This is a genomic window from Pedobacter steynii (genome assembly GCF_900103665.1).
GTDB classification, from domain to species: domain Bacteria; phylum Bacteroidota; class Bacteroidia; order Sphingobacteriales; family Sphingobacteriaceae; genus Pedobacter; species Pedobacter steynii.
Window position 1 is genome coordinate 57,815 of record NZ_FNGY01000011.1, and the last position, 19,765, is coordinate 77,579.

General features: G+C 40.3%; 23 protein-coding genes. 2 read left to right on the plus strand and 21 right to left on the minus strand.

What is annotated here, in order from left to right:
- Nucleotides 1-16 precede the first annotated feature (16 nt).
- On the plus strand, nucleotides 17-1,357 hold the full coding sequence (locus BLQ87_RS25805; RefSeq protein ID WP_074611814.1) for a hypothetical protein: 1,341 nt from the start codon (nucleotides 17-19) through the stop codon (nucleotides 1,355-1,357).
- Nucleotides 1,358-1,490: 133 nt separating this feature from the next.
- Here the strand turns inward: BLQ87_RS25805 and BLQ87_RS25810 are convergent, their stop codons facing one another.
- The 20 genes from BLQ87_RS25810 to BLQ87_RS25905 all read right to left on the minus strand — a co-directional run bounded on the left by BLQ87_RS25810 (nucleotide 1,491) and on the right by BLQ87_RS25905 (nucleotide 18,016).
- Nucleotides 1,491-2,546, minus strand: coding sequence for a hypothetical protein (locus tag BLQ87_RS25810; RefSeq protein ID WP_074611815.1), 1,056 nt, complete (start codon nucleotides 2,544-2,546; stop codon nucleotides 1,491-1,493).
- Between the two features lie 192 nt (nucleotides 2,547-2,738).
- Nucleotides 2,739-3,812, minus strand: a complete 1,074-nt coding sequence (locus tag BLQ87_RS25815; protein WP_143010547.1) for a hypothetical protein — start codon at nucleotides 3,810-3,812, stop codon at nucleotides 2,739-2,741.
- Between the two features lie 252 nt (nucleotides 3,813-4,064).
- On the minus strand, nucleotides 4,065-4,247 hold the full coding sequence (locus tag BLQ87_RS25820; RefSeq protein ID WP_074611817.1) for a histone H1: 183 nt from the start codon (nucleotides 4,245-4,247) through the stop codon (nucleotides 4,065-4,067).
- A gap of 56 nt (nucleotides 4,248-4,303) precedes the next feature.
- Complete coding sequence (locus tag BLQ87_RS25825) at nucleotides 4,304-5,308, minus strand: hypothetical protein (protein WP_074611818.1); 1,005 nt, start codon at nucleotides 5,306-5,308, stop codon at nucleotides 4,304-4,306.
- Between the two features lie 22 nt (nucleotides 5,309-5,330).
- Entirely contained in the window at nucleotides 5,331-6,398 is a 1,068-nt protein-coding gene (locus BLQ87_RS25830; protein WP_074611819.1) for a hypothetical protein, read from the minus strand.
- Nucleotide 6,399: 1 nt separating this feature from the next.
- The gene (gene traM, locus BLQ87_RS25835; RefSeq protein WP_074611820.1) at nucleotides 6,400-7,458 is read right to left on the minus strand and encodes a conjugative transposon protein TraM; all 1,059 of its coding nucleotides are present in this window, start codon (nucleotides 7,456-7,458) and stop codon (nucleotides 6,400-6,402) included.
- A gap of 37 nt (nucleotides 7,459-7,495) precedes the next feature.
- Entirely contained in the window at nucleotides 7,496-7,720 is a 225-nt protein-coding gene (locus BLQ87_RS25840; RefSeq protein WP_074611821.1) for a hypothetical protein, read from the minus strand.
- The gene (gene traK, locus BLQ87_RS25845; protein ID WP_074611822.1) at nucleotides 7,707-8,336 is read right to left on the minus strand and encodes a conjugative transposon protein TraK; all 630 of its coding nucleotides are present in this window, start codon (nucleotides 8,334-8,336) and stop codon (nucleotides 7,707-7,709) included. Before traK ends, BLQ87_RS25840 begins: the two co-directional genes overlap by 14 nt.
- A gap of 11 nt (nucleotides 8,337-8,347) precedes the next feature.
- A complete protein-coding gene (gene traJ / locus BLQ87_RS25850) occupies nucleotides 8,348-9,538 on the minus strand; it encodes a conjugative transposon protein TraJ (RefSeq protein WP_074611823.1) in 1,191 nt (396 codons plus the stop codon).
- A gap of 2 nt (nucleotides 9,539-9,540) precedes the next feature.
- Nucleotides 9,541-10,164, minus strand: a complete 624-nt coding sequence (locus BLQ87_RS25855) for a hypothetical protein (RefSeq protein ID WP_074611824.1) — start codon at nucleotides 10,162-10,164, stop codon at nucleotides 9,541-9,543.
- A gap of 2 nt (nucleotides 10,165-10,166) precedes the next feature.
- Nucleotides 10,167-10,817, minus strand: coding sequence for a hypothetical protein (locus tag BLQ87_RS25860; RefSeq protein WP_074611825.1), 651 nt, complete (start codon nucleotides 10,815-10,817; stop codon nucleotides 10,167-10,169).
- The gene (locus BLQ87_RS25865) at nucleotides 10,804-11,484 is read right to left on the minus strand and encodes a conjugal transfer protein TraI (protein WP_074612005.1); all 681 of its coding nucleotides are present in this window, start codon (nucleotides 11,482-11,484) and stop codon (nucleotides 10,804-10,806) included. The genes BLQ87_RS25860 and BLQ87_RS25865 overlap by 14 nt, the downstream gene beginning before the upstream one ends.
- Before the next feature lie 41 nt (nucleotides 11,485-11,525).
- A complete protein-coding gene (locus tag BLQ87_RS25870) occupies nucleotides 11,526-11,906 on the minus strand; it encodes a hypothetical protein (RefSeq protein ID WP_074611826.1) in 381 nt (126 codons plus the stop codon).
- 27 nt (nucleotides 11,907-11,933) lie between these two features.
- Nucleotides 11,934-14,393, minus strand: coding sequence for a TraG family conjugative transposon ATPase (locus BLQ87_RS25875; RefSeq protein WP_074612006.1), 2,460 nt, complete (start codon nucleotides 14,391-14,393; stop codon nucleotides 11,934-11,936).
- Between the two features lie 5 nt (nucleotides 14,394-14,398).
- The gene (locus BLQ87_RS25880; protein ID WP_074611827.1) at nucleotides 14,399-14,731 is read right to left on the minus strand and encodes a DUF4133 domain-containing protein; all 333 of its coding nucleotides are present in this window, start codon (nucleotides 14,729-14,731) and stop codon (nucleotides 14,399-14,401) included.
- A 92-nt stretch (nucleotides 14,732-14,823) separates the two neighbouring features.
- On the minus strand, nucleotides 14,824-15,177 hold the full coding sequence (locus BLQ87_RS25885) for a DUF4134 domain-containing protein (protein ID WP_074611828.1): 354 nt from the start codon (nucleotides 15,175-15,177) through the stop codon (nucleotides 14,824-14,826).
- Between the two features lie 90 nt (nucleotides 15,178-15,267).
- On the minus strand, nucleotides 15,268-15,780 hold the full coding sequence (locus BLQ87_RS25890; protein ID WP_143010549.1) for a hypothetical protein: 513 nt from the start codon (nucleotides 15,778-15,780) through the stop codon (nucleotides 15,268-15,270).
- Between the two features lie 146 nt (nucleotides 15,781-15,926).
- Complete coding sequence (locus BLQ87_RS25895; RefSeq protein ID WP_074611830.1) at nucleotides 15,927-16,778, minus strand: RteC domain-containing protein; 852 nt, start codon at nucleotides 16,776-16,778, stop codon at nucleotides 15,927-15,929.
- A gap of 322 nt (nucleotides 16,779-17,100) precedes the next feature.
- On the minus strand, nucleotides 17,101-17,379 hold the full coding sequence (locus tag BLQ87_RS25900; RefSeq protein ID WP_074611831.1) for a hypothetical protein: 279 nt from the start codon (nucleotides 17,377-17,379) through the stop codon (nucleotides 17,101-17,103).
- 10 nt (nucleotides 17,380-17,389) lie between these two features.
- Complete coding sequence (locus BLQ87_RS25905; RefSeq protein ID WP_074611832.1) at nucleotides 17,390-18,016, minus strand: hypothetical protein; 627 nt, start codon at nucleotides 18,014-18,016, stop codon at nucleotides 17,390-17,392.
- Between the two features lie 463 nt (nucleotides 18,017-18,479).
- On the opposite strand from BLQ87_RS25905, the gene BLQ87_RS25910 reads away from it, so the two are divergent.
- Nucleotides 18,480-18,860, plus strand: a complete 381-nt coding sequence (locus tag BLQ87_RS25910) for a hypothetical protein (RefSeq protein ID WP_143010550.1) — start codon at nucleotides 18,480-18,482, stop codon at nucleotides 18,858-18,860.
- A gap of 38 nt (nucleotides 18,861-18,898) precedes the next feature.
- Here BLQ87_RS25910 and BLQ87_RS33885 read toward each other — a convergent pair whose 3' ends face one another.
- Nucleotides 18,899-19,333, minus strand: coding sequence for a helix-turn-helix transcriptional regulator (locus BLQ87_RS33885; RefSeq protein ID WP_172664970.1), 435 nt, complete (start codon nucleotides 19,331-19,333; stop codon nucleotides 18,899-18,901).
- Nucleotides 19,334-19,765 lie beyond the last annotated feature (432 nt).

Sequence of the window (19,765 nt, forward strand, 5' to 3'; positions counted from 1 at the left end):
CTATCCCGATAAAAGTATGAATCCCAATGAAAAGAAAGAGATCCTCAAAAACCTGAGTGAGAAGGAATTTCGTCAAGACTTAATTATACCACTCCTAAGCAAGATTGGATATATCGCACCAATTGAATATCATGGAGTTAACGAGCGAGGTAAAGATATTATCTGCTTTGAATACGATCGGTTAAAAGAACAGCGATTCCTGTCAGTTGTGGCGAAAATTGGTGACCTTACAGGAAATGCGGCTACAAATGCAGGATTAATGACTGTTGTAAATCAAGTTCAGCAAGCCTTTGACAATCCCTATGAAGACTTGTATAATATGCGCCAGCTATTTATCAATGAGGTTTGGGTAATGACTACTGGCAAAATTGTTAGCGGTGCTCAGGATTCAGTAATTCATACTTTACGCAAAAGCAACCTCGACAAACAAATCAGAATCATCGGTGATGATCGATTAATTGAACTGATAGACAGACATTTTAGCACATACTGGAATTCAAGCTCCGAAACAAAGGAAAGCGTTATTATCCAACGGGATAGATTATTATCTTTTCTTGAAGAGCTCCTATCTTCCAACCAAGTGGATAAAGCAACAATTGAATCTATAAAGTCCTCTATTCTATACTCATCTTACAACCCCCGGATATCCAGCAATATTGAAGGGCTTAATATATCGTTTGTTTCTTCGTACTCGGTTGAACTGGCTAAAATAGATCCTGATTTTGATGACTATATCGTGTCAAAGTCTTATGGAATAACAAGCCGAATTTTCCAGGAAGCAAAGAAAAATCTCCGATATAGCTTTTTTGACATAGAGGACACCATTGACCGGGCTGACAAAATCTCGAAGCTGACCGACCCCTGGGAATTTGTTGTTGAGGCTGACAGCTACCTCTTAAACGAATATCCATTTCATCGAGCATTTGGTCGCGCAACCTCTGATTTTGTAAATAATATAAGTTATATGGAGGAGGGGCTGCGGGAACTAAAATATTTCAAGTCGTTTTTGAAACATAAAGACAAACTTGATTGGGTGAAAAATCTAAGTAAATCCATAGTCAATCTTTTACCTGAAATTGAAAATATTATCAGCAATAGCAAGGAAGATGAATTAGTCATAAACTATATCATCAACCAGAAGGAGAATATCATTCAAATAGAATATGATGCATCAACTCCATCGATCTGTTTCAAAACAAACTATAAACGGATAGAAATTGACGGATATAAAAGAAATAAAGACGGTACAATAAACCCTTCAAAGGTCATAGATTCAGCCTTGTTTCAATTTAGGGAATATATCGAGAAACTCCTTGAGTACGATGTAGACAAATGGCTTGAAGAATATATTGAATAATAAAAGCCCATAAAATCCACAGGGCTCAGCTATTAACCTATAGATGAATCTAATTCATTGGTAAATAATTTTCAATCAAGTTGAGTTTTAACACTCTGCGCCTTGTCGATCCTATCAATTATTTCAAGGTTTATTACTCTTTGGGCTTTAGGTTTGGTTTGTAATCCGGATGTGTGTACCGTTGCCAAAAGATATAACTGGAATAGGCATATTCTTTGGTCTTAAGGTGATCGATTTGAGGAATGTGTTCGACCATGAAGTCAAAGGAACCGCTCCCATCGCCAACACAAAGATGTTCTTCTATAAATTTATAAACGTCTACTGAAGGCTTAGATGGTCCAGGCAAAACAATTGCAAACTGTCTGCTTATACTTTTTGTCTTTAGATTAAAAATGACTAAAAAACTTTGGAGTTCTTGAGGCTGACTAATAATATTTATCCCCTCTAACGCTTTAGGGAATTCAGTCTTGATCCAAAACACATTTCCGAGAATATTTTTTTCGGGGTTCAATATCTGTTCTCTAACCTTATATAATCCACCGTTGATGAGAAAACCATTTCCTAAATTCGCATAAGCCAATAAATAGGCAATCCTCAATAAAGCAACATCTGCCCTTCTCTGATTGTATATCCGATTAACATTTAGGGTAAACGTAGGACTCGTCCATTCAAGTGGTTTAGTAAACCCAAATACAGGGCTATAGGTTGACACCGTTTTCGGAGACATTTTATCCAAAAAGAATTTGGAATGTGCAGGATTTGAAATTTTTGGTTCGACGTTTAGTACTAGCTTACCATCTTTATCAATAATAACAGATCCGTTCACCTTTCTTCCGTTAATTTCAAAACTTGCTCTGCTATTTGATCCAGGAAGGAATGACTTGGAATCATTTTCGAGCAAAACATTCAAAAGATGAACGTCCAGTTCGTGACCACTTTTGGAATTGCAGGACTTGCAAGTTAATGTTAATGGCTTACCTCCTAGTGAGACAGGTGGAACATCTTCGAGTGTCAGCGGATTTTTAGCGGTATGAAGCAAATCTTCTGCAAAAAAAGGATCAAAACAAAGCGGACAGATGTAGCCATCGGAAAAATCTGGCACAAAGTTTACATCCGGATGTTCTTTTACCCATTCCAAATTTTGTGAGAAAAGATTAAAAATCCTCTGCTTTTTTTCGCGGTTATTCATCTAGCTGAATTAAAACTATTGTTAGGTTATCTAAAGCTACATATATCAGTTCTATATTCTCAGCATCAAAAGATCATTACTTGTCTCAAAGAAGTTTGCGTTGTAAAAAAGTAGATCTTATAATTGGTAAATGCAGAAAATCTTCCATTTAAGGACCTTTAATACTCGGCATCCACTTTTTCACCCTTAAAATTAAATCAAAGCATTTTCCTCTTCTAACACCAGGTTCGTAAATGTGATGAAAGGATCTACAAAATAGTAAAGTCTAAGGATTTTTACGATGTCTTTATTGAGCAACTTTACAGAATAAGGATCACCCGACTTATCAGTTGGAAACCTAAATATCCTAGAATTTGAATCAAAATTATGTATTATGCTGTACAACTCGTCATACACAGGCTTATAGCCTTTGTATTGTTCCTGCACAACGGGACTTAGTTTTGACTGATCAATTTTTGACAGGTAATCATCATAACAATTGAACAAAGTCGCCAGTGAATGTTCCCATGTCAAATCTTTTTGACTAATGAGACTAGAAGTAGCTTGTATCCGCTGTATATTAAATTTGAGGGCAAGTTCAAGGGAATGCCTGATCAGGAACATCAGCGGAAGATATACCTTATGTATATCAAAGCCATCATTGATGATTCCCTCAATTAGCATTTCTATTGTACCGTCAAACTGTGTACGTAATATGCCAAGTCCGGCACATTCTCTCATATGAAAGGTCAGATCCCATTTTTTCGTTTTAGACGTATAATCAAATGGAGTACAAAGTTGGTCTAAATGAAATGTGTCTGAAGATGCAATGGAATTGAAAAGTTCAAGGGTAGGACATACTTCGATTCTTTCCCCATTTGGAAAATAACTTTCTCCCGTTTCCTTATTGAGATCATATCTTAGATTTGCTCCATCATTGACAAAAACCTGGGCGCTTAAAATCAACTGAAATTCATCAGGGACTAGAGTCTTATCAGGGAACGCATTTAAAATCTCCTTAAAATCATGTGAAATCGGAATGTCAAAATTATTGATCATCAAATTCTTTTTCAGCAGTAATTCAAAATTATGTCGTATCAAGAACAAGACTGGTTTTGATAGTGAGTTCAAAGCGTACTTCTTTGACAATCCTTTATCTAAAATTTGTCGAATGGTATAATTGTAACATTCATAATAGTGGTCCCAGCTAAACATATGAGTCTTGCTGTTTATTTTAAAAAGATCTTTAACCCTTCTATTCTCCAAATCAAGTTTCGTGAATAACATAATTTTTTAAGTTCTAAGCTTGTTGCAGTGAAATCTTTGTACGGCAGTAAAGTTCGACAATTTCAATAATGCATCAATTGATCATTTAAATCAATTTGCAACAAACTATTAGGTGTAATAATGTATCAGAAAAATAGTTCCAAATTAATAATGAAACGTTTACAAATCAATATCGTCACTTTAGCGAACAAAGATTAAAAAAGAAAGGCTGCCAGATGAAACGGCAGCCTTTCTTCCCCAAACAGATATAATCTATTTACTTTCTTTGTTTTTTAATTCCGTTACCTCGGCTCTTCCTGCCTGTGCAAGTACCTTGATTTCTTGGTAAGCCTTACGTAATCTAGTACCTGCGGCTTTGTTTCCCTTTTCATGGAATGCAGTTGCGTTTGCTTCTGTGGCAGCCACTAAATCTTTCAGTTTTTGAAATGTTGACATGATAATAAATTGGTTTTAAAAAGTGAATGTATAAATAACTGTTTGATTTCAGCAGTTTACATGCTCATTTCCTGGTCTTTGACAGCATCTTTACTCTTATTCAGCTTCTTGCTGAAATTGTTTTCTTTTCCCATTGCTTCTTCCTTCGTCAGCTTCTGGAACTGCTCACGGTTTTCAGGCTTGCCGTATTGATTGTAAAAGTTGAGGTTGCCAAAGCGAGGCATCGCCTGCATCCGCAAAATCATTGATTCCCCCTCTCCATTCACGACATTAACCAGCGGTCGGCCGCCGTCTTTTAGTTCTGCGATTAGTTTTTCAGCTGTTTCCGGTTTACCCATTTCCTTAATGGAGTAATTGTCCAATTGCGTTTTCAGATCGAACCCATAACCTTCACTGTACTGTTTGATCTTCAGGTTACCATAGTTATCTCTTGGTTCATTAAGGAGATAATTATTCCAGGCCTTATAATTAGCTCCTTGTCTGCTGACCAGATCATCCCGATAAGCTGAGCCGCCCTGGAGCATATTGGCACTCTGTTTCATGTTTAGGCCTGTTCCCCGATTGACAAATACAGTATTGCGAATGGGATCAATTTTGAACGGAACCTGAAATTCCTTGACCACATAATCTACTTTGCCGTCTTTCATCGTTGCTAAAGTTTGACGGTAATCCAGATTTTCCCGATCTGGAATGCCGATAGCCAATTCGGCATCACCTGTTCTTTTTTTAAAATTTTCAATTGCAGCAATTGGGCTTTCAAACCGCTTGAATTGTGGTTTACCTTTATCATCCTGGGAAAGAATGAAATAGTCCTTGCCCTTTTCTGCTGCTTTGGCGCTGCTCAAAGCCAGATCATACTTGTTGAGGTAATAAAATTCGTTGGCGGAACATTTTAAATGCATGGTGGCTTCCAGGTAGCCTTTACGGGATTCCAGTTGTCCTGTGACCTCGATGATTGGAATGCCTCTTTCCATAAGTTCCTCTACTTTTTTTGCCATTTCGTCCGGGACTTTCAAGGCTTTCACCTGTGCCCTGAATTCCTCTAATGAATTTCTGTTCATACGTTTTGTATTTTATGAATGATTAACTGATGTGCAGGGACTGATCCTGCTGTTGTTTCTTTTCGATCTTTGGACTTTTTGTATGGCTTTTGACCTGTTCAGGCACGAGTTTCAAAGCAGCTTCCTTTTGCTTTTTCAACTGACCTATTGTAATAGGCTGTTGCCTGTCATTCAGGATGGTAATTTCTTTGTTTAAAGGGTTAGCCTCTAAGTAAGTGGTTTTACCATTTAGTTGTTTTAAGGCAATCTGATTGCCTTCCTCCATACCGTTAATGGCATTATTAGAAGTCAGTTCAGGTTTATTCAGTGCTTTGGCAATTTTGGTGACTTCCTGTCTCAAATTGAAATCATGGTCTGCTGGTGTTTCTTTCAATTGAGGTTTCCCGTCAGGAGTCAGATTTTTAAAATCAAGCTGCATCCATTTTGAAGCCATCCTGTTTTCACCAACAGGGTAGTATTTTAGCACCGCTCTTCCCTGTAATAGGTTTGCTGCTTCCCTCGCATTGATTCTCAGATTCACATCAAAGGTATAAGACCTATTTTTTTCAGGATTTGACCAATCTTTCAGCATCCCTGTATAGCTTAACATCTGGTACTGCCCGGAAGCATCTTTCTCAAAATTGACCTTTACCTCGTAGTTGTTCGTACCCCAGGGGGAGATCAGATCAATCGAGGTCTTTGCTTGCTCAAAATCAAGCTTCTGGTCAAGTTTGAGCTTTTCAAGATTTAAGCCAAGTCCTCCAATTGTATCATTAAGAGATGCGAGATTTTCCGTTTTGAGCTTTTTGAATTTTGCCATCTGAACAGGTTGATCATACAAAACTAATTTAAGCCTGCGTAGGATACGGATCAGGGGATTTGGATACAGTTGTTTTTCCAGCTTACCCACTGTCTTTCTGACCATATCCAGCACCAGTTTTTCATCCTGACTGGCACCCTTTGAAATCCGGTTGATCCCTTCCTGTAAAAAATCATACTTCTGCCTGGCAATGTCTTTCTCAATACCTTTTCCGAACACCTCTTCCAGCATGATCATTTTATCCTGCCAGTTTTCGCAAAGCACGATTGCCCTGTTGACTTGCCTTCCCATGTTACTTTAGTTTTTTGCTATTGTCCCTTAACAGCAAGGGATAACCTGCCTTCAATTTCTGTTTAACCCGTTTGATCCTCTTGGTAAACAAAGATTTGGCAGCATCTATGCCCGCCCCGGCGATTTGGGTGGTTAGACTTTGGTCAATACCCATTAACCCTATCCTACCGATGGCATCACTACTGCCTTCATTGATGGCATCTGTGAGTAAAACTTCGGGTGCATTGATACCCTGCATGGCATCCCGCTTATCAAATACGGTTAAGCTTACAGGAATGACAGAGGTACCGAGCCGGATGTTTTTGATTTGCAGGTTTAACCGTTGGTTGCTGAACTCCGCCAGGCCAAATACAGCATGCCCTTTGGGAATGAGCTGGCCGTTTAGCCTGATACTGTCCAGCAACCTGAGTTCTACCACTGAACCCTGTACGGCCTTTTGGTTGGTAGCGATTACCGCAGGAATGGTTTTAAACAGGCTATCTGTATCAACAGGGACAGCTTTCTGGGATTGTTGCCGTACCAGTTCTGGGTTTTGAACCGCCATGATCTTATCCATTAAAGAATTGAGCTGTGCCATTTCAGGATCGTCACCACCGGAAGATTGCATGTTTTTCATCAGACTTTCCAGTCTGGCAACGTCTTTAGATAGAGGAGCATCAGCCGAACCGGAAGCTGTTCTTTTAATGATTTCTTCATAGCTTTTTGAAGGCGCAACCGGATTATTGATTTCCCTGTTAATAGCAGCCAGTCGTTCATTAATCTGTTTGGTCTGCGGATCTTCCGAAGGGGTGAAACCTAAACGCCCGGCTACCGCTTCAATTCCATTTGATGCAGCTGAATCGCTTTCAGTCAACTTGTAAATGTCCATTTTATCGGTTGGCTGCTCTGTTTTAAACTGTGCGTCCGGTAAATTTGTATTGATGCCTTTTGCCGGAACATCGACGGCTGTTTTCTCGGCCTTTCCCCAACCCATAGCATAAAATGCCACTGCTGAAAACAGAAAGACCAATAAGGGCAGGAATAACAAGATCCTGCGTTTGTCTACACGTTGTTTTTTCATTCTTATATTTTTTTTGTGTTTATTAATATTTTAATGATCAGCTAAATCCCTGTACAAGCAACAGCAGGCAATAACTCCCAAATGCTGCGCAGAAACAGATCAGCAGGATCAGCCAGCCTTTGCCGGATATCTGTGCCGTTTTTGTGTTCAGGTAATCGGCTGTCTTACGTTGTGCTTTTAGGATGTGACCTGCAATATTTTCCGCTTTGCGCTGTTGCCCTGGCGATAAAACCTTGTCCTTTTTTTTCTTAAATAGGTTCATGTGCTTTAGGATTTAGGTCTGCGTTCAATACCGTTTCCCAGTTTTGGATCAAAAAGCCATGCGGGTTATTGTCCGTCTGGATGTTCAAGTCCCTGACTGTGCCCTGCGTGACCAGCCTGCGTAGTACCGTACTGCTGGCGCGTACCAGTTTTTGGGTGGCGTAACAGATAAAAGTATAGGGGTACTGGTTAATGTTTAGCCGGGTGCTGTCAATGGTAATTTCCTGCGAAATATTAGCGGAGATCAGGTTATTGTAATACCCCTGTTCTTTGAGGTTATCAAATGCTTTTTTCGCACTCTGGTCGGCCAGGTACAAGGCTTTGGCCATGCTGGCTTTGATGGCCTTGTCATCAGGACTGAGGTTAAAGAAATATTGGTGAAAGGTCTTGATGTGATCCCTTAGCTCTACTTCCAGGTTACTCTTTTTATCTGAAGCAAAAGCCTCCAGCACTTTGCCATTATACAGGATGTGTACGGTCTGTCTTTCCTGCCGGATGACCTCGCAGAATTTATAGATACCAAAGCAGATAGTGACTACATTCGCCAGCAGGAAAAAGATACTGAATTTTTTAATGTGCTGAAAAGCACTGTCTATGTTCTTGAGTTGTTTAAACATGATTCTATAGGTTACTTGCCGGATACTTTGTCTTTGAAATAGTCATTGCCGCTGGCTTCAGCTATGCCCTGGGCGAGGTTGGAACGGGCATTGTCAAAACGGTCTACGATCATGCCCGCACCGCCTTGTGCGGCACCCATGACATTACTGCTTCCCCCCGTCACCAGTGAATTGACCTTACTTAACATGGCATTGCCCCCACCCGCATGAATAATGTAATTGGCAACATTGGGAACGGTGAAGTAGCCGACAATACCAATGACAAGGAAAACTAAATATGCCGTGTCCTGGGTACTGAAGAAGGTGTCTCCTTCATTGCCAATCTGGGAAATATCGATCTTCAGCATGTTTTCCTGTATTTTTCCCAGGATGCTACCGAAGATATTGGCAACGGGCAGCCACATAAAAATATTGACATACCTGGCAATCCAGACCGTCAGTGTATGCTGGAACCCATCAAAGACCGCAAAGCCGAAAACCAATGGGCCAAGTATGGCCAGCACGATCAGGTAAAAAGTCCGAATGGTGTTGATACAAAGGGCGGCAGCGGCAAACAAGACCTGTAGGATTTCCGACATCCATTGCTTAATGGAGTTCCTGAAGTTGTAATAATTCTTATCCATCCAGAACTTCACATCATTGCCCAGGCCTTCAAAAATACCTTCTTTTGTACGTTCCGGGTCTTTCGGATGTGTGAACCGGTACCACTTGTCACTATCGCCATTCCCACTTTCGCCCACATACATCTGCCATTGCTTGCTCTTTTTTACAGCTTGTTCTTTTTGTTTCAGTAAAGCGGCAATCGCCTTATCCGAATCTTTCACCATACTGCCCGTAGCTGTAACCACTGGCTGTAAACCCCCGTTCATCACCGAAATGACCATCGGGAACAGCATAACCGCCATGCCCAGGGCGAAAGGACGCAATAAGGGGTAAAAGTCGACAGCCTCGGCAGCGGCAATCTGCCGCCAGACCCGTGAGGAAATGTACCATAGGGCACCAAACCCCGCCAGCCCACGGGCTACACCGATCAGCTTGCCACAAAGGGGCAGCATGTCATTGTAGACATTGTCCAGTACAGGCTGCATGCCGCTGATGGAACCAGCCAGGCCACCACTTTGCCCGAAACAAATGGCGGGTAAGGCAAATAGCATCGCCAATGCCGTAAAAAATACGGTCACTAAATTCAATTTGTGTTTCATAATTAGTTGAGGTTATAGAACTGTTTTGTTCCCGCTACATCTGCTTTTTCTTTTTGCCTTTGGCTATTCAGCATACTGGTCTTGAGGTTGAAACTTCGCAGGAATATCAGCTTGTCCTGGGTATCGGCAAAAATCCGGTCAATGGCCTGCAAGCGTTCATCATCGCTCATCCTGAGTTTATTGGCAGTGATCACCAGAGTCAGCTGATCTAAATTGTCAAGGCTCTGATCAAACAGCTGGCTGTATACCTTGCCCAAATAATCCAGTTCTGAAAGCGTGAAATTGCCACCGGAATTGAAGCGTTTAAAAGCAGATTTATATTCCGAAACGATGTCAGATTGTGCTGTTATAATGTCTGCGATTCGCCTGTATTTCTTCACTTCAGGGCTGACCAGCATCATGGCATCGAGAAAAACCTCATGCAGGGAAAAATTGCCCTGGGCTATATTCTTTACTGAATTATAACCTTTGGACACGACATCATAACCTTTTTTCATGCTGGAAAGGATGCCCTTTAACTGGCTCAACTTCTCGACATTTAACAATAATTGCTGCGCTTCCTGTGACTGCCCAAATGATCGTGCTATAGAAAAAAGAAGGAGCAGTAATAAAATGATCTTTTTCATATCTATTCTTTAAAGTGAAACATCCTGATCAGTTCACTGATCTCGTTTTGTTCTGAAGCTTTTTGTCGAATCAACTGGGTGGTATGGTTACAGAAATCCTGCGTAAATGCCGACTTATCCAGCATGCTTGTATAAATTTTGTCCAGTCTTTTCAGCCGTTCATCTTCCTTCATCTCCAGTTTTCCTGAAGTAATAACCAATAGCAATTCTTCCAAATCGGTATAACATTCGGCTATGAGTCCTTCGGCAACCAATGAGACATAAGTCAGGTTATCGGTAGACAGAAAGCGGCTGCTTTTGATTGCACCAAAGGATTTCAGGATACCGATCTGCAAAGCAATAACTTCTGCTATGCGGGTATCTTTGCTTATCACAGGACTGACCTGCTTTAACGAACTGATAAAAGCATCGTGCAGTTTAAACTCCCCATTAGAAATATCCTTGATGGTTGTTAAACCACCGTCTACAATTTGGTAGCCTTTCTTTAGGTACCCCGCATAGACTTCAAAAGCTGCGATCTGCTGCAACAGGTATTTTTTCTGAGTTTTCTTTTGCTTAAAGAACTCCGCCCAGGTTTGCGCCCGACTAACCGATGCCGTACCTGCCAGACACATAAAAACCAGGAAACACGCTGTTTGCTTAATCCAGTTCATAAATCTGCTTTAAGGTTCTGAGTTCAATAGCTGATTTCGCACGTTGGATGGACAGGGTAATGTTCTGCTGGTTAAACTGTTTCAGGTCGGAATAATTCTGATCGATTTGATCAGCCGCAGCCGCAATTAGCTCCAGTCTTTTCGCATCTGACATTTGTGTCTTGAAAGAGTTGATGACCACAAAGACCTGGTCTAAGTTCCTGATGCTGGCATCCAGTATTCCTCGGTACACTTCTTCCATATGCAACAGTTCGTCCCCGGTAAAATGCTTATCCTTATGGAACAGACCAATTGCCCACCTGTATTCCTGGACAATGGCGGCCTGTGTTTCCGCAAGGTCTTTGATCCGCTTATAGGTAGAAATCAAAGATTTGACTTCCCAAAGCTTTTTGTAATAATCGGCATATAGTTCCTTCTGTCGTTCCGTCCAGTCCGAAATCTCGGTAAGCTTGAATTTGGACAACTGGTTTTCAATGACCTTCTGCGCATTTTGCAGCCAGATCGTTTCATTTTGCAGGCGCTGAACCTTCAGGTCAACCGCCTTGATTACTTTTTTAACGCCCGCTTTGATCACCTCTACAATGGCCAATTGCGCATTTGCCCCTGTGGGCAAAGCAACCAGTAAAGTCATCGCACTCAAAGGCAGGACAACCATATAGGTTTTCATACGTTTAATGATGTGTTTTTTAATGTTGTGCATAATTTGAATTAGTTAATGCGCTGATACGTGCTGTTTTCCAGCGTTAATATCCCTTTGGTTAAATCAAATGAAATGATCCTTCCTTTGCGGTTCTCGGTCATGCTTTGCGAGCCTTCATCAAATACCGCTTTCCATTCCTCGGTTTCATGTTGTGGTCTTCCTTTTTTACCAGCCTCATCAATGACCTGAAATTTAGTCGTGCGGTGGATCAGGTAATTGTGGTCTTTATCATGTTCCACGATCAAAGTATCATCAGCTACGCTAAACTCACTGGAAGCATGGTTGACATAGGTACCAGTAATGTTATTTTGGGAAATGCCATTGCAGGCAATGAACAATAAGGCTACAAATGCCATAAATAAGGATTGAAATTTTAAGAAGTTTTTCATGATCTTTTGAATTTGATTGTTAAATGGTTATAAACTGTTTATTCCGTTACGGATGTCAGCTGCAAGTGCGGCGACTCCTTTATGGATGTCACCGTACTTAGCAGCGTACTCCTCAACCTTCATCTTCTCGCTTTCTTCTGTTGTGTAGATTAAATATTCCTCAAGGCATAGCTCGTTGCGGTAAACATTCATTTGCTGACCGCCCTGGTCCACAAAGATTTCCCTATATGGATTACCTTCTTCATTGGCCTTGTTGAGCGATAGTAAAAGGGTTTTCGCCTTATCCGATAAGCCCAAAGCTTCCTGTAGCTTATCAAACTTGTTCATAAACTTGCGCATGTCCAGGAACAGCTTGGTATCGGACAGGTTAATGACCGTTTCCTTGATGATTGGTGATGAGATCAGGTCGTCTACTTCCTGAGTAATCAAAGCGGCTATCCCATTGAATTTCCTTACAGTTTTGTAGAGGTACTTGATGAAATTTGCCATGCCGGATTTTGCAATGGCAATCCATGCTTCGTCTATCGCCAAAATCTTTCGCTTGCCTTTCAGCTTCCGCATTTTGGAAATGAACATTTCCATGATGATGATCGTCACAACCGGAAAAAGGATCTCGTGCGATTTGATGTTGTCCAGTTCAAACACAATGAACCGTTCATTGAGCAGGTCAAGGTTCTCGGTGGCATTCAGCAAATAATCAAATTCGCCACCCTTATAATAAGGGTTCAAAACGTACATAAAGTTCGACAGATCAAAATCCTTTTCCTTTACGTCCCCGTTCTTCAGTACCACCAGGTACTTTTCCATTAGGAAATCATAAAAGGAATTAAAGCATGGAAAAACATCAGGATTTTCGCTGAGATGTACATAATATAGGGTAATAGCACCGGAGATCGCCACATATTCACTGCGGTTATAATCTTCAGGGTCTTTCTTCCATAAGGCAATGAGCAGGGTTTTCAGACTTTCCTTTTTCTCTACGTCCAGTTTGTCTCCCGCACCGATATAAAAAGGATTAAAGCGGATCGGGTTTTCCTCTGTATAAGTAAAATAATAGCCATTGACTGCCTGGCATAGCCCCTTGTAACTGCCACCAATGTCAATGGTCACGCAGTGCGCACCCCCATCATAGAGGCTACGGAGCAGGTGGTTCATAGCCAGACTTTTACCTGCACCGCTACTGCCGCAGCAAAATAAATTACGATTGGTAATCAGTCCTGATCTCATCGGGGCATTGAACAGGTCAAGGTAAACCGGCCTGCCATATAAACGATCCCCCAGACGGACACCGGATTCATCAGACCTCTGGCCGCCTTCCATATTCAGGAAGCAAGCCGCCTGCTCCACAAAAGTGTCGAAGGTATCATTCATCGGAAAATCAGCCGCATTGCCAGGCATTCCGGCAAACCAGATTTGCGGTGCCCCATCGGTTTCTTCTTTGACCACCGCATCCATGACCGCCATTGCAGAGCCGACTTTATTCTTCAGTTCTGCCAATTCCGAAACATTGTCCGTCCAGGCCAACACATTAAAATGCGCCTTCACCGGAAGCTTTTGTGTGGCAACGGCCTCATTTAAGAAGTCATTGCAGGCATCCCTGCCAATGGCATTTTCACGGGAATAGGCTGATAAGGATTGCAGACGCAGTTTCTTGGCCTCCAGTTGTTTGATCGTCTTCTGTGCATCACCAATAAACACAAACTGGTTGTACACGTGGTTACAGTCCAGCAGTTGACCTAACGGGGTGGCAAAACCGATGCTGTATCTGGTTTTATCCGTTGAATACTTATCATAGTTGATCCTTGAACCGCATATGGCAGGCAGGTCAACTGCATCCGATAAAGTGTACAGCTGACAATACTGGTCACCAACCCGGATTTCATCCTTAATATGGATGTCCCTGATGACAGATTGCTGGTTACGGTTTAAAAGGAAACAGTATTTTTCGATGACTCCTGGTTTATTGGCTGTTCCAGCAAGTTCATCATCATTCAGTCTGCGCAAACCTATGGCACCGCTGTCTGAAAGAATGCGTTCAAATTGTCCGCAGGCCGAATAGAAACTGGCAAATACCCTGTTGTCTTGCTCCATTACCGGGGCAATGGATTTACGTAGAATGTTAGCATAACCAGATGAGGACAATTTCCTGCTATTAGGCTTTTGCGTCAGGAAGATAAAACACTGGTGGTCTAAATAGGCTCTGCCTCTAAAGAACTGCCCAGCTGCATTAGACAACATATTGTCTGTGGCAACAATTGGCTTAAACTTCGATTTAAGGAACCAATCTGCTTTATGAAACACGGTTCCCTGGTTCAATACCCGCAGGGCTTTGACAAATGCCTGATGTCCAGTCTCGAAATCAGCGATGGATTGCGTACCAATCACTGGTAAAGTTACCTCGTAGGCTATGGTGACATCACCAAACATGGAGATCATGGCACCGGATTCTACTTTCCAGATGGGCAGGATTTTTTCAATCTCGATCATACAGCTCATACGCTTTTCCTCCCTGACTTCAGTCCGGTAAATACCCGCCTTGATCTGAACTTGAGATAAGTAGGCAAGCCACGCTTTGCCATAAATTTGCTTAAGCCATGTACGCCAAAACGCTTAGAAAGCCGGGTTACTGCAAAGAACAGCCCGCCACCTAAACCCAATATCAGGGGTAAAACAATGACCAGTGCTACACCCAAAATGTATAATAAGGCAAAGGAGATCAACAACACGACCAACCCAGCGGCTAAATACGCGATATACTGACCATACAAGCCCCTAAACTCTATGGGTTTATTGATGCTTTTATTGATTTGATATATTGAACTCATAGTTTTTTGTTGTTTTAACATCATAGGCGGACGAAACGCTTACGCCATCTTATTCCAAGCTGCGCTCCGTCCGCTATGATCATTTCTTAATCTTATACGCCAAAGAAGGATTTAAGGACAGTCGCCACGATCACCAGGAAAATGCAGGAACCAAACCACGCTGCAGCCACCTTATTGGTGTCCGGCTCACCCGCATTCCACTTGTTAAATACCTTAACTGCACCAATCAAGCCCACTACTGCACCGATGGCATAAACCAGATCGCAACCTGTATCGAAATAACCCGACACCTTATCTGCCGCAGCCCGGATTCCAGCTTCACCGTCTTGTGCCCTTGCCATCACGCTATTCAATACACTGTACACGCAAAGTGTGATGGATAGCAGCCAGACTTTGCCCGATAATTTTTTCTTTAGCCCAAAAGGATTACTGATTTTTTTCTTCATATATCTTGTTTAAAAATTCCCTGTTCGGCGGAAAGATTTCTGCCATTACCTGTGGCAAGGAATTCAAAAAAGACTATTGGAAAATCGCCACTACACCCAAAGGTTTTCCAGTTCTTCTGCTGAGAGATGAAAAGGCGCATGTTCACGGATGAAATCCTTTAATTCAGGTGCTAGCCCAGAGGAAGCGACTTTTGGATATTTGTTCCTGATCATAGCGAACAGCGAAAAGAAATCCTCCTTGCTCCCATCTTCCTGTTCAAGAATAGCGCAAATGCTTTTAATCTCCTGCTGCACATCAGCCAGTTCTCCTAAGGGATCTAATTCAGAACTAGCCAATTCTCTAGGCAGGAAGCTGAAATCATCCGCTTCAACTATGCTTACCCCATGTTCCTGCACGGACGCACCGATCAGGTTATCCTCCAGAGTGTCTACCTTGTTCTGCCAACCATGCGGCAAAGGCTCCGAAGATTTACCTTTCTCACCGGACAGGAAGTTTGAAATCTCTGTCTTGTAGTACAGCAGTCCAACACCTACGTACCAGACTACACTCAAGATCAACGCAGCAATTAAGAACTGCTGCCATGTGAATGCTTCTAACATCATAATATTTTGATTTTTTTCCGCTGCAACATTGCCTCGGAATTTCAAAAACAAAATTTCAAAAGTTGGAAATTAGTTGGTCTCTAGTAGTGATCAATAAATGTCAAAAAAACTCAAAAACAATCCTTAGACATAGATAAGGAGAGGATTTATGAATCGTCATCGTCCATATAATCCAATAAAGCAACCCGGATCAGATCAATAAAATGAGTACGTGCAATCCTTTTTCTTCGTTTGATTTCCCGAAAGCGATTGGCCGGGATGCCAATCGTTACGCCAAAGCTGTCCTCCAGCCAACGAAATATATCTGCAAGTGAAGCTTTGTTATGGTTTATCTGTTTAGATAGGTAGAGTGCATATCCAAGTTCTACCAGATTAACTACTTCGCCTGTCCAATCAAATTTTTTACTTGTGCCACCGATCATCGGCGTTATCGCCAGATCTTTTATATCCAGCTTTTTAAGTTGATCCAGAATAAAGTCCTGTAACAGTTCATAAGCAATGAATTTGGCAAAGAGATAATCACCACCAGTACAGAAATCAGGATCGAGCTCAGGTAAGTCCATGAGTAAGGGGGAAGAAATAAGAGTCTCCCTTAGAAATAAAGAATCATCCAATTCAGTAAAGCCAGAACGATAATATCCATAATAAAAGGCATGTTGTTTAAAAAAACGGGAAACAAAGGCTAGTTCTTCCAATAAATATGTTCTAACCATTTCATCAGTACCTACAGGCTTCTGACTCATCAAAGTAAATAGGGCTACATGAAAGATTTTCTGAGCATAATATTCCGGCTTTTCAAACTTAAAGAAATAGATCTCCTCAAATTTATCTTTGAAAGCGACTGTGGTCACGGTCGTCCTGACTTCATCTAAGAAATCGTTAACCAGGTTAATAGATTGATTGAACTTTTCTACTAGAGTAAGTTCCGGCTTGTTCAAAATTTCGGTCAGTTTAACGCGAAGCTTTCGAAAATCCTGCTTTGAGATGTTTTTACGCATAGGGAGTGTTGTTTAAAGTAAACCTAAACTGCCTGTTGACTGGCAACAATTAATACACACGGTATAGGAATTCGTAAATATTTATCATAAGCAAATTGATTTTAGTTAAAGTCCAAAGTACAAACGCATCGATAAAAAAACGTAAGGGTAAACCCTGATTTTAGGATATAGGGATAAACCCCTAGCGACCAAAACCAAACTCATCCCCAAGTAACCCAATAAAAAAACACGCCCAGAACTTAATCTGGAACGTGTCAATTATCCCCATAAATAATTATTGATGTTATTTCTACAAACGAATTTTAGATAGCAAAGATTTGATTCATTTCACACCTAGATTAGACGGTTCATTGAAAATCTCTCTAAGTGTTTTAAAGTTTAGATCGCGGTTTGCTAGTTTCCCCGCCTCAAGACCAAAGAGTTTTTCCATAGCTATAACCTTTTCGTAAGGAATGTCCTGTGGGTCATCAATCTCAATTCGTCTGTAATTGTGAAATGTATTAAAAGCTACCCCTAAAATTTTTGGAATCAACCTACTCGCTTTCTTGTAATCCGTTACATTCAAAGAATACAGATATTCATCAATTTTATATTTTTTCATTTCTTCATTCCTATTTTATGTCATTAATAAATGTTTTTAACGTTCTGACAGCTTTCTTTGATTCATCATTATCAGCTGTCTGATGTATGTGGTGAATTAAATAAATTACCTCAATTAATTTTTCAGTATACTCCCGAAGGATTACCATTTCACTACCGTCCTCCATCACTTCATCTATAGTAGATAACCTGTAGGCATATTCAACGAATTGACTAAAAATATGTCTCCATTCGTTAATATCTTGGTGAGCAAAAAAATCCCTAAAGAATATATTAGTATCTTTTAATTCATTTGGAGACAGGAGTCTGAAACAAGATGGCCTAATACTTTCAAAATGAGTTCCAAAGACAATTTTATCCAATCCGGACACTGGCTCATTCTGATGTAATGAGAAGGTTAGATCTTCTGAGAAAAAGATGTACCCTACCTCCAAAAATTTCAGCAACTGCCTATAGTTAAAAAAATAGTGGTCGCTATTACCGAATTTCTTTTTTGAACAAGCAGATTTTATCATATCTCCAACTTCTTCTCGAAATCCATTTAAATCGCACTCGCAGGTGCAAAATTCAACAATAAAGGCAACCGGATTATCTTTCTCCTCCTCTGAAAGATATGTGTAGTGAAGTTTATTTTCCATATACTCATTATTAGCACTATCATAATGAGCCTTATTAGCATAGGATTACCAACAATAACAATAGGGCTGGCTACACGCCTAGTCTAATGTTCACTGGCTCTGACAAAGCCAACCTAACCTTTCGATTAGGCACCCAACAAAAGACATAAGCGAGCACCAGCCCTATAGTACAATATAGGGTTTGGCTGCTACACTTACACTCGTTGGGTTCTAAACTGTCAGATTTATGAACGAGGCTCGATAAGCAGTTCCAATTTTTACATGAAGAACTGCAAAAATATTATTTATTCTTAATTACTCTTAAAATTTATTTCAACGTTCCATAGCTTTTTAAATTATAATCAATACAAAAATCAGTAAACAATAAATAAATATAAACACAAATCAATTAAAATCAAATATTAAATCAATAAAAAATAAAGATCATACATTCTAATTTTAGATACTTTAAAATATTTAGAAATTGAGAAAACACAGGGATTTAAAAGGACGAGGAAAAAGTTTGTATTCAGCTGTGACGATGAGCCAGTTTTCCAATAAAGAAGCTGCTTTGAGGGCAGGGTACAAAGACAATACCTTCTATTCTCATGTAAAGCAAGAATACCTGGATTTTAGCATTCTAGCAAAATATGGTAGAGCAATCAATTATGATTTTTCTATGGAATACCCCGAAATGGATGATATATTTCCTACCATAGTTAACAAAAACGCGGATCACTACAAAGATTACGATTCTCTTCAAACAAAGTACATGACACTTTTGGAGAAGCATAAAGACTTAATGGAAAAGTACACTGAAATCCAAGAACGAATTAATCTACTAGAGAGTAAGCTAAAAAAATAATTTTTTTTATCATAGTTAAAAGACAAAACAATAGCGTTTCACAATTGTCGATCATTCCGACCGACAAAACCAAGCATACCTTGTAAATCTATTTTTTTATTTACTCCAGTCTTAGAAAAAATTTTCTGAACGTGTGAGTCTACGGTTTTTTCGGTAATGTAGAGCATCTCACCAATTTGTTTGTAAGTCATGCCACTACATAGTAATTCTGCAATTTCACATTCTCTTTTTGTCAACTTATAATTTTGGCAATTATGTTTAAAATCCTCTCTTTGTTTTTCGACAAGTTGATCTCGAACCATAAGACGTACTTTTTGTTTCCTCTCATATTTTCCAGATCTCATTAAGAAAAGAATGGTTATAATGACAAATCCAATGTTGGTAAACAAAACTTCAATCCATTGGCTTATATTAAAATAGGCAAATACGGCCAAGCAAACCCATGGAAACACAGCAAAATAAACCAGAATCATTTCGGTTTTTTTTAATGGATATAAGGATGCTTGGTTATGTTTAATAGATTTCCGAATCTCGCGAAGGATCGACCATAAGATATAGAGCGAATAGATAAATGGAATAATGAGTCCGTAATTAATTGAAAAGTCAAGATCCTCTGTATAAGAATAGATGATAACAAAAAATACCACAAAAGGTAAGAGCACAAATAGCGGTACTCCATAAACCGCCATAAAACGCAAACTTCTCAGATTAAAGGATTTGTAAAAATAAAATGGAAAATACGATGCCATTAGAAAACCTGAGCCGTAGGCAATGGTGTTCTGGATATGAACTGATATTAGCGTGATATTTTTATCGGGAAATAAGCCTCCAGTTAAATTATATACAATAAGTAGCAGAAGCAAAATCAGATACCATAGTCTGCCTTTATCCTCTGGCCATACATA